At 70.9% G+C, this 10,644-nt stretch carries 7 protein-coding genes; 5 read left to right on the forward strand and 2 right to left on the reverse strand.

The window, feature by feature from the left end; translation table 11 throughout:
• Nucleotides 1–79: 79 nt before the first annotated feature.
• The 4 genes from ACZ4IF_RS01660 to ACZ4IF_RS01675 all read left to right on the forward strand — a co-directional run bounded on the left by ACZ4IF_RS01660 (nucleotide 80) and on the right by ACZ4IF_RS01675 (nucleotide 5,845).
• Nucleotides 80–373, forward strand: coding sequence for a MazG-like family protein (locus ACZ4IF_RS01660; protein WP_467558590.1), 294 nt, complete (start codon nucleotides 80–82; stop codon nucleotides 371–373).
• 536 nt (nucleotides 374–909) lie between these two features.
• Nucleotides 910–1,608 carry an alpha/beta fold hydrolase gene (locus ACZ4IF_RS01665; protein WP_467558592.1) on the forward strand — a complete coding sequence of 233 codons (699 nt, stop codon included), beginning with the start codon at nucleotides 910–912 and terminating at the stop codon, nucleotides 1,606–1,608.
• Nucleotides 1,609–1,799: 191 nt separating this feature from the next.
• Nucleotides 1,800–2,639, forward strand: coding sequence for an alpha/beta fold hydrolase (locus ACZ4IF_RS01670; RefSeq protein WP_467558594.1), 840 nt, complete (start codon nucleotides 1,800–1,802; stop codon nucleotides 2,637–2,639).
• A gap of 428 nt (nucleotides 2,640–3,067) precedes the next feature.
• The gene (locus ACZ4IF_RS01675; protein WP_467558596.1) at nucleotides 3,068–5,845 is read left to right on the forward strand and encodes an ATP-binding protein; all 2,778 of its coding nucleotides are present in this window, start codon (nucleotides 3,068–3,070) and stop codon (nucleotides 5,843–5,845) included.
• Nucleotides 5,846–5,971: 126 nt separating this feature from the next.
• Here ACZ4IF_RS01675 and ACZ4IF_RS01680 read toward each other — a convergent pair whose 3' ends face one another.
• Nucleotides 5,972–9,346, reverse strand: coding sequence for a pyruvate carboxylase (locus tag ACZ4IF_RS01680; protein WP_467558598.1), 3,375 nt, complete (start codon nucleotides 9,344–9,346; stop codon nucleotides 5,972–5,974).
• A gap of 206 nt (nucleotides 9,347–9,552) precedes the next feature.
• Nucleotides 9,553–9,954 (reverse strand): hypothetical protein, encoded by a 402-nt coding sequence (locus ACZ4IF_RS01685; protein WP_467558600.1) that lies wholly within the window; start codon nucleotides 9,952–9,954, stop codon nucleotides 9,553–9,555.
• A 50-nt stretch (nucleotides 9,955–10,004) separates the two neighbouring features.
• On the opposite strand from ACZ4IF_RS01685, the gene ACZ4IF_RS01690 reads away from it, so the two are divergent.
• Nucleotides 10,005–10,589 carry a TetR/AcrR family transcriptional regulator gene (locus ACZ4IF_RS01690; RefSeq protein WP_467558602.1) on the forward strand — a complete coding sequence of 195 codons (585 nt, stop codon included), beginning with the start codon at nucleotides 10,005–10,007 and terminating at the stop codon, nucleotides 10,587–10,589.
• The last annotated feature ends 55 nt before the right edge of the window (nucleotides 10,590–10,644 follow it).

Raw genomic sequence — 10,644 nt, forward strand, 5'->3', positions numbered from 1 at the left:
CGTACGCCCGCGCGGTGCGGCGGCGGGTCCCCGCGGGGGCGGCGCCCGCTCGCCGGGCTGGCTGCGGGAAGCTGATCCCATGACTGACGAAGACGTCTGGGGCACGATCGACGGACTGTACGCCTGGCTCGACGCGAACCGGGCGGTCGACGGGACCGACGGCCTGCTCCTGCGCATCCTGAAACTGTCGGAGGAGGTCGGCGAGGTCGCCCAGGCGGTGATCGGCGCGACGGGCCAGAACCCGCGCAAGGCCAGCCGGGCGTCAGCATGGGCCACCAGGACCTCCGAGGTGAGTGAAGAACAATCTCCACTACGCCCGGAGGTCCTCTCTTATTCACTACCGACGGCTGCGTGTCACCGACGTGGTGGCTGAGTACAGCTAGCACTGGCCGGCCGATCCGCCGGGCCGGCACGCCCGGCGAAACCGCGGTCTCCGTGAAGCGCAGGCGGCTGAGGGCTGAGGCCGTGCGCCGGCAACGAAGAGGGCACAAGAGGCAACACCCGCAGGCGAGTCGGCCCCCTCGGCGATGCCGTACTCGCGAAGGAGTTCGCGTAAGGCCCGGGCGTACCTGGCTCGCCTGAGCGTGTTCACGCAGTACACCTGCCCCTCGACGAAGCCATGGCGTTGACGGAGGACGCGTTCGGCGGTGAGTACGGCGAAGCTCCGCACCGGCGTCGGGGGCTGCAAGCACGGCCCGGAAGGGTCGTGGGCCGCTGCTCCCACTGCGCCCCTGCGCGAGTCCGGCCGCCCTGGTCGGCAGGGGTGAGCGGTACTGCCCGAGGACCCGCCCGGACCGAAAGCGCACGCCCGGGACCGATCTAAGTCATTTGATGGAAGCAACCCAAGGCGGCGGATCCCTAGCATCAGCACGACCGAAATAACCAAAGTTCGGGCGAAAGGGAGAAACCATGACCTATTCATCAGCGGCGACGCGGAACGTTGTACTCGTCCATGGCGGATTCGTCGACGGATCGGGCTGGCAGGCGGTGTACGAACGGCTCACCGAGGACGGCTATTTGGTGAGCATCGTGCAGAACCCGACGCTGTCGCTGGAAGGTGACGTCGCCGCCACGCGCCGCGTCATCGACGCCCAGGACGGTCCAGTCGTCCTCGTCGGCCATTCCTACGGCGGCGCGGTCATCACCGAGGCCGGCCTGCACGACAAGGTGGCGGCCCTCGTCTATGTCGCGGCGTTCGCGCCGGACAAGGGCGAGTCGGTGAGCACGCTGATCGCGGACCCGCCACCCGGCGCCCCGGTGCCGCCGATCCTGCCGCCCACGGACGGATTCCTGTACCTGGACCGCGACAAGTTCCCGGAGTCGTTCGCCGGGGACCTGCCCCTCGAGCAGGCCCGATTCATGGCCGACTCTCAGGTCCCATGGGGCGTGGAGGCGCTGGCCGGGGCAGTCGCCGAGGCCGCCTGGCGCACCAAGCCGAGCTGGTACCTCATCGCCGACGACGACCGGATGATCCCCCCGCCCGCGCAGCGCGCCATGGCGGAACGTTCCGGGGCCACGGTGTCTCAGGCGCCGGGCAGCCACTCCGTCTACCTCTCGCAGCCCGCCGCAGTCGCCGATCTCATCAAGACGGCCGCCACTGCGCGATAGCGGTGTGGTTGCGGACGCGACCACAGGCAGAACGGGAATCACCCGGCGCGGCGTCGTTCGAGCACCACGGCCTTCGGTATCCCTTCTTCACGGTCCGGCGATCCGCCGGACCGCACACGACCCGGCGGTTCACAGAGCCCTTCTGGCGCTGTCCACGCAATCGCCGGCGATCACCCTCACATGGAGACAAGTTGACTACTCATCGCAAGACGAAACGCCGTGCGCTGATCGCCGTGGGAGTGGCCGGGGTGGCTTCGGCCGCGCTGCTCACTCCGTCCGCTTTCGCGGCGCTGGACGACAGTACTGACGCCGCCACGCCGAAGCCCACAGTGGTCCTCGTCCACGGGGGCTTCGCCGACGCCTCCAACTGGAACGGCGTCGTCGACCGGCTGCAGAAGGACGGTTATCCGGTCGTCGCACCGGCGAACCCGCTGCGGGGAATACCCAGCGATGCGGCGTACCTCTCCAGTGTCCTCAAGTCCATCAAGGGACCGAAGGTCGTGGTGGGGCACTCCTACGGCGGGGCCGTCATCACCAACGCCGCCGCAGGCGATCCGGATGTCAAGGCACTCGTCTACATCGCTGCCTTCGTTCCCGACAAGGGTGAAAAGCTCGGCGAGCTGATCGCCAAGTACCCCGGCAGCGAGATTCAGGCAGCTCTCGATCCGGTGCCGTACCCGAACTCCGACGGCAGCACCGGCACCGACCTCTATCTCAAAGCCGACAAGTTCCATGATGTCTTCGCCGCGGACCTGCCGCAGCGGACGACCCGGCTGATGGCTGCCACCCAGCGTCCCTTCAGCGCGTCCTCCTTCGAGGACGTCACCCAGGAAGCCGCCTGGCGGACCATCCCGTCCTGGGCCCTGGTCGCGGGCGCCGACAAGTCCATCCCTCCGGCCCTCGAACGCTTCGAGTACGAGCGCGCCGGCTCCCATGTCGTCGAGGTGCGGGGGGCTTCTCACGTCGCCATGATCAGCCACCCCGACATCACCACCGACCTCATCGAGAAGGCGGCCGACGCCACCGGCTGACGACCGGGCCCCGGCGTCGACGGTGAAACGTGGTGCCCCCTGTCCACCGGCGCTCACGCCGAACCGTCGCACGCTGGAACGAAAGCCGGCGAGAAGAGGCCTCCGGGTTCGTTCACGCGGACCCGGAGGTCTCAGCCACGCGTCCTGGCCGGCCGCTCACCATACGGGTACGCCCCGGCACCGGCAGTCGTTCCGTACCGCACGGGATGCGTTCACCTGTGCCCGAGGGCAGGGCCCGGTCCTGCCCTCGGCGGGGAGGTGTCGCTCCCGCGACCGGGCGCGACACCTCTGCGAGCACGCTTGCCACAGGTCAAGAGCGCTCTGTCGTTCTCGATCACGACTCGGCCGACGGCCCCGCGCGAGGGGCGCGAGGCTAGTCTTGGAGCCGGCGGCACCTAGGTTCGGAGGCTGCTATGGACGCTACTGGTATGCCGCGGCAGCCCCCTGCGGAGCCGCTCGTCGGACGTGATGACGATCTCGCGGTCATCGAATCGTTCGTACGTGGGGACGCTGAGCAGGTGGGCGCCCTTCTTCTGGTGGGAGACGCCGGCGTCGGAAAGTCGAGTCTGCTGGACGCGGCTGCGGCACGGGCGGAATCGGGCGGGATCCGGGTGCTGCGCGCTGTCGGCGATCAGTTCGAGAGCCATGTGAGCTTCGCGGGACTCAACCAGGTTCTGCATCCTCTCCTGGGGGAGATCGACTGTCTGGGCCCGGAGCGCTCCAGGGCACTCAAGGTGGCTCTCGGCCAAGAGGTGGGGCCGCCCTCGGAGCAGCTGGTGGTCTCCCAGGCCGCCATGGATCTGCTCCTCCGAGCGGCCGCCGAGTGCCCTGTCTGGGTCGTTCTCGACGATCTCCAGTGGTTGGACCGCGCCAGCGCGACCACGCTGGGGTTCATCGCTCGTCGCCTGTCGGACTCCCAGGTGAGACTGCTCGCCGCGGCACGGTCGGAGGAGGAGACCTTCTTCGCCGGCAGTGGCCTGCCCGAGCACGAGGTGTACCCCCTCGACGAAACCGCCGCCGCCGAACTGCTCCGCGGCCGCTTCCCCGCGCTGTCACCGCGGGTGCGCCGACGTCTGCTGGCGGACGCCCAGGGCAACCCCCTCGCGCTGCTGGAGCTGCCGATCGCGCTCAGTCGCATGAAGGGCGACGGGGGAGGGCCGCTGCCGGCCGTCCTGCCACTGAGCCGGCGCCTTCAGGCGCTGTTCACCTCGCGCATCGACACGCTGCCGGCCCCGACCCGCCGTCTGCTCCTGCTGGCCGCCCTGGACGGTACGGGGGACCTCCTCGCCCTCCGCCAGGCCGCCGAAGGGACGGCTCGCTTGGACGATCTGGCCCCGGCCGAACGAGCCGGACTGGTGAAGGTCGATCACCACACCGCCCGTCTGGTCTTCCGTCACCCGCTGACCCGCTCAGCCGTTGTGGAGCTGTCGACCAGCGACGAACGCCGCCGATTCCACGAGGTGCTGGCCGACCGGCTCCTCGATCAGCCTGAGCGACGCGCTTGGCATCTCGCCGATGCACTCGTCGGGCCCGACGAGCATGTCGCCGGGCTGCTGGACGACACCGCCTACGCGGTGCTGCGCCGCGGTGACGCGATCGGTGCCATCACCGCGCTCCTGCGTGCCGCGGAACTCAGCACGAACAGAACCGCCAAGGCCCGCCGGTTCGCCGCGGCCGCCTACATCAGCGCGCACGTGACCGGGGATCTGCGCGACGTACCGCACCTCCTGGACAACGCGCGCCGGGCGAGCCCTGAGCGGACGGAGTCCCTGACCGCCGCCGTCGCCGCCGCCAGTCACCTGCTGAACGGCGACGGGGACGTCGACACCGCCCACCGTCTTCTCGTCGCCGCCATCGAGATGCATCCGCAGCCGCATCGCGCGGACGACGACACCCTCCTCGAAGCGCTGTACACCCTGCTCTCGGTGTGTTTCTTCGGGGGGCGCGCCCAGCTGTGGGATCCGTTCGACAGCGCGGTCGGCCGCCTCGTGCCGCACGCCCCCGTCGTCCTCGACGTACTGGCGGGCGCCTTCGGGGACCCGGCCCGAAGAGCCCAGCCCGTACTGGGCGAACTCGAAGCGCTCATCGCGGGCCTGAACACGGAGGCCGATCCTGCCCGCATCGTACGGATCGGCAGAGCGGCCGCCTACGTCGACCGGCTGCCCGGCTGCCGCGGCGCACTGTGGCGGGTGGTGAGGGACGGCCGCGCCGGAGGCGCCGTCGCCTCGGCCATCGAAGCGTTGTTCCTGCTGGCCAACGACGCCTTCATGACCGGACAGTGGGACGACCTCGACGGGCTGACCCAGGAGGGGCTCGCACTGAGCCAGGCCCACGACTACCAACTGCTGTCATGGCCGGGCCTGTTCCTGCGCGCCCTGCTGGCCGCCGCACGCGGCGACAACACCACCGTCAAGACCCTCACCGACCAGATGGTCTCGTGGGCCGCCCCGCGAAGGGTCCGGGCGGTGCAGATCTACGCCTCTCATGCCCGGGCTCTCACCTCACTCGGACGCGGTGACTTCGACAGCGCCTACCATCACCTCACCGCGGTCAGCCGGGCCGGAGAACTGGCGCCTCACACCCCGCATGCGCTGTGGCTGGTGATGGAACTCACCGAGGCCGCCATGCGCAGCGGCCGCAGCGCCGAGGCCGCGTCCCATGTCGAGGCCGCGCGGCAGGCGAACCTCCCCGCGCTCTCTCCACGCCTGGCCTTGATCACCGCAGGGGCGACAGCCATGGCCCAACCCGACATGCTCGAGCGGGACCTGTTCGAAGCAGCCCTCGCCACTCCCGACGCCGACCGCTGGCCGTTCGACACCGCGAGAATACGGCTCGCCTACGGTGAGAGGTTGCGCCGAGGCCATGCATCTGCCGAGGCACGCACGCACATCACCACGGCACTCGACATGTTCCAGCGGCTCGGTGCCGGGCCGTGGACGGCGCGCGCGACCAACGAGCTACGGGCCACCGGCCTGGCTCCCGCGCAGGCCCCACTCCTCGTGACGTCCCTGACACCGCAACAGCGGCAGATCGCCCAGCTCGCAGCGACCGGCCTGACCAACAAGCAGATCGCCGAACGGCTTTACCTCTCACCCCGTACCGTCGCGACCCACTTGCATCAGCTCTTTCCGAAACTCGGCGTCACCAGCCGCGCCGCGCTCCGTGACGCACTCGAGGCTCTGGACTCCGGTCAGTCGGTCGGCTGAGGCTCGGACCGGGCCGGCCCCGTCGGCAGGGCCACCTGGACACGGTCACCGGCTGACGCGACGCGAGCGCACCGGCACGGGAGGGGTCTCCGGTGCCGGTGCGCTCGCGTTCCCGCGGTGGTGCGGTCAGCCGATCTCGACGAGGAGGTCGCCGCCCTCCACCTGCTGCACCTTGTTGATGGCGAGCCGGGACACCGTGCCGGACCGCCCGGCGGTGATCGCCGCCTCCATCTTCATCGCCTCGATCGTGGCCACCGTCGCACCGGCCTCCACCTGGTCTCCTTCGGCGACCACCAGCGTCACCACTCCGGCGAACGGGGCGGCGACATGGCCGGAGTTGCCGCGGTCGGCCTTCTCGGTCACCGGGACGTCGGAGGCGGCGGCGGTGTCGCGGACCTGGATGGGCCGCAGCTGGCCGTTGAGCGTCGACATCACCGTGCGCATGCCGCGTTCGTCGGCGTCGCCCACCGCCTCCAGCGCGATGAGCAGCCGCACACCGGGCTCCAGGTCGACGGCGTACTCCGTGCCGGGGCGCAGACCGTAGAAGAAGTCCTTGCTCTCCAGCACACCGGTGTCGCCGTAGTTCTGCCGGTGCGTCTCGAAGTCCCGTGTCGGGCCGGGGAACAGCAGCCGGTTGAGCGTCGCGCGGCGGTCCTTGTCCAGCGCCGTACGGTCCTCGGCGCTGAGCTCCTGCACGGGCTTGGGGTCGGCCCGGCCCTGGAGGGCCTTGCTGCGGAACGGCTCCGGCCATCCTCCGGGCGGGTTGCCGAGCTCGCCGCGCAGGAATCCGATGACGGAGTCGGGGATGTCGAACCGGTCCGGCGTCTCCTCGAACCGGTCCGGCGACACTCCGGCGCCCACCAGGTGCAGCGCCAGGTCGCCGACCACCTTCGACGACGGGGTGACCTTCACCAGCCGGCCGAGGATGCGGTCGGCGGCGGCGTACATCTTCTCGATGTCCTCGAAGCGGTCGCCGAGGCCCAGCGCCACGGCCTGGGTCCGCAGGTTGGACAGCTGGCCGCCGGGGATCTCGTGGTGGTAGACGCGCCCGGTCGGCGAGGCGAGGCCCGCCTCGAACGGGGCGTAGACCCGGCGCACGCTCTCCCAGTACGGCTCCAGGTCCCCGACCGCCTGGAGGTCGAGTCCGGTCGGCCGCGCGGAGTGGTCGGTGGCGGCGACGATCGCCGACAGCGACGGCTGCGAGGTGGTGCCCGCCATCGACGCCACCGCGCCGTCCACCGCGTCCGCCCCGGCCTGGATCGCGGCGAGGTAGGTCGCGAGCTGGCCGCCCGCGGTGTCGTGCGTGTGGACGTGCACCGGCAGGTCGAACTCGCGGCGCAGCGCCGAGACGAGCGTCGCCGCGGCCGGGGCGCGCAGCAGGCCCGCCATGTCCTTGACGGCCAGGACGTGCGCGCCGGCGGCGACGATCTGCTCGGCGAGGCGGAGGTAGTAGTCGAGGGTGTAGAGCTTCTCGGAGGGGTCGGACAGGTCCGAGGTGTAGCAGAGGGCGACCTCAGCGACGGCCGTCCCGGTCTCGCGTACGGCCTCGATGGCGGGCCGCATCTGCCCGACGTCGTTCAGGGCGTCGAAGATCCGGAAGATGTCGATGCCGGTGGCCGCTGCCTCCTGGACGAACGCGTCCGTCACCTCGGTGGGGTACGGCGTGTAGCCGACCGTGTTGCGTCCGCGCAGCAGCATCTGGAGACAGATGTTGGGGACTTCCTCGCGGATGGCGGCGAGCCGCTCCCACGGGTCCTCGGCGAGGAAGCGCAGGGCGACGTCGTAGGTGGCGCCGCCCCAGCACTCCAGGGACAGCAGCTGCGGCAGGGTGCGGGCCACCACCGGGGCGACGGCGAGCATGTCCTTGGTCCGTACGCGGGTGGCCAGCAGCGACTGGTGGGCGTCGCGGAACGTGGTGTCCGTGACGCCGATGGCCGGCGACTCGCGCAGCCAGCGTGCGAACCCCTCGGGCCCCAGTTCGGTCAGGCGCTGCCGGGAACCGGCGGGCGGCTCGCCGGCGGGCAGCGGGGGCAGTTTGGTGACGGGGTCGATCAGTTGAGGCCGCTCGCCGTGCGGCTTGTTCACGGTGACGTCGGCGAGGTAGGTGAGCAGCTTGGTGCCGCGGTCGGCGGAGTGGCGCGCGGTGAGCAGCTGCGGGCGCTGCTCGATGAACGACGTCGTCACCCGCCCTTCCCGGAAGTCCGGGTCGTCCAGCACCGCCTGGAGGAAGGGGATGTTGGTGGCGACGCCGCGGATGCGGAACTCGGCGACCGCGCGCCGGGCACGGCCGATCGCGGCCTTGAAGTCCCGTCCTCGGCAGGTGAGTTTGACGAGCATCGAGTCGAAGTGCGCGCTGATCTCGGTGCCCGCGTGGGTGGTCCCGCCGTCCAGGCGGATGCCCGAGCCGCCGGGCGAGCGGTAGGCGCTGATGCGTCCGGTGTCGGGGCGGAAGCCGTTCGCCGGGTCCTCGGTGGTGATACGGCACTGGAGGGCGGCGCCGCGCAGGGTGATGCTCTCCTGCGACAGCCCGAGGTCGGCCAGGCTCTCGCCGGCCGCGATGCGCATCTGGGCCTGGACCAGGTCGACATCGGTGACCTCCTCGGTCACCGTGTGCTCGACCTGGATGCGCGGGTTCATCTCGATGAAGACGTGGTTGCCGTCGCGGTCGAGCAGGAACTCGACGGTGCCGGCGTTGCGGTAGCCGATCTCGCGGGCGAACCGCACCGCGTCGGCGCAGATCCGGTCCCGCAGTTCGGGGTCGAGGTTCGGCGCGGGCGCGATCTCGATGACCTTCTGGTGGCGGCGCTGGAGCGAGCAGTCCCGCTCGTAGAGGTGGATGACGCCGCCCTGCCCGTCGGCGAGGATCTGCACCTCGATGTGGCGGGGTTCGACGACGGCCTTCTCCAGGAAGACCGTCGGGTCGCCGAACGCGGACGCCGCCTCGCGGGCCGCCGCCTCGATGGCGTCGCGCAGCGACGCGGGGTCCTCGACGCGGCGCATGCCGCGCCCGCCGCCGCCCGCGACCGCCTTGACGAACACGGGGAAGCCGACCTCGTCCGCGGCGCGGACCAGTTCGTCCACGTCGGTGGAGGGCGCCGAGGAGCCCAGCACCGGAACGCCGGCCGCGCGGGCGGCGGCCACGGCGCGGGCCTTGTTGCCGGTGAGTTCCAGGGTGTCGGCGCTGGGGCCGACGAACGTGATGCCCGCTTCCTCGCACGCGCGGGCCAGGTCGGGGTTCTCGGACAGGAACCCGTACCCCGGGTAGACCGCGTCCGCGCCCGCCCGGCGCGCGGCCCGGACGATCTCCTCGACGGAGAGGTAGGCGCGCACGGGGTGCCCTGGTTCACCGATCTCGTACGCCTCGTCGGCCTTGAGCCGGTGCAACGAGTTGCGGTCCTCGTGCGGGAAGACGGCGACGGTTCTCGCGCCCAGCTCGAAGCCGGCCCGGAACGCGCGAATCGCGATCTCACCGCGGTTGGCGACCAGCACCTTGCGGAACATCCTTGGATCCCTTCAGCCTGCCGGTGACGCCCCCCATCGTGTCGATGCGGGCCCCCCGGTGCCATGTAACTCGCGTCACTCGGGTGGGGCACATCCGGATATGGCCACCCGGATCACCCGGATCGCGGGGGCGACCGCCGGAGGGACGTGACGTTGTGTGCCGCGCGACGGCCGACGGGGCCGGATCGAGCGGTACTTCCGGGTGCCTACCCGGTTTTCCGCGCCGCATGATCGAGATTTCGGTGCGTACGGGCCAGCATGACGCGGGCCATGAGGGGGTGCACCCGTTTCACGACGCCCCAGTAGAGCCTGGATCGCCACGCGTGCGTCTTCACCGAGCTGCACAGGATCACGTACGTGCCGTCGACGACGATCGAGGCCCAGGCGTCGAGACCGGCGGTGCTCACGTCCATCAGCACCTCGCCGTCCCGCCGCGCCGCGATCGGGAAGGCGTCCCGCAGGACGCCCGTCCAGGCCGCGGGATCGCGCGGCATCCCGGGCCGCAACTCCACGGCGTACGCGTCCTGGTAGTCGGGCCGGTCCAGCGCCGCCCTGATCAGCCGTGCACCTTCGGGGAACTCCACCGCCACGGGCCTGTTCCTGAGCATCGCGTACCTCCATACGCCGGCGTATGGAAACCATACGGTAGCGTACGGTCATGGAGCGACGGCAACAGGTGAAGAAGTCCAGACTGAGCGCGGACGACTGGGCCGACGCCGCACTCGCCGCCATCCGTGCGGGCGGCGGCCTCGCGGCGGTGGCGGTCGAACCGCTCGCCGCCCGCCTGGGCGCCACGAAGGGCAGCTTCTACTGGCACTTCGGCAACCGCGAGGCACTGATCGAAGCCGCGCTCGCCCGCTGGGTCGAGACGGACACGGAGCAGATCATCGCCGCGATGCAGACCGAGCCGGACCCGGAGAAGCGCCTGCGCCGTCTGTTCACCGAGGTCACCCGGCCGGCCAAGCACGACCCGCTCGAACTCTCCCTGCTCGCCAGCGTCGGCCATCCCCAGGTCGCCGCCGCGCTCGAGCAGGTCACCGAGCGCCGGATCGGCTACCTGGCCGGGCTCTTCACCGAACTCGGATTCCCCGACGCCGAGGCACGACGGCGGGGCCTGATGGCCTACAACTTCTACCTGGGCCACACCCAGCTCGGCCACGCCGTCCCCTCCGCGCTGCCCTCGGCCGAGGAGTTCCCGGGGTATGTGGAGGCGGTGGTCGGGGCGCTGCTTCGGCATGCGTAGCCGGGGTGTCCGGGCAGCCTCGACTCCTTGCCCGGCCGCCCGTCGGCACCGCGGC

The sequence above is a fragment of the Streptomyces sp. NPDC025784 genome (assembly GCF_055558435.1).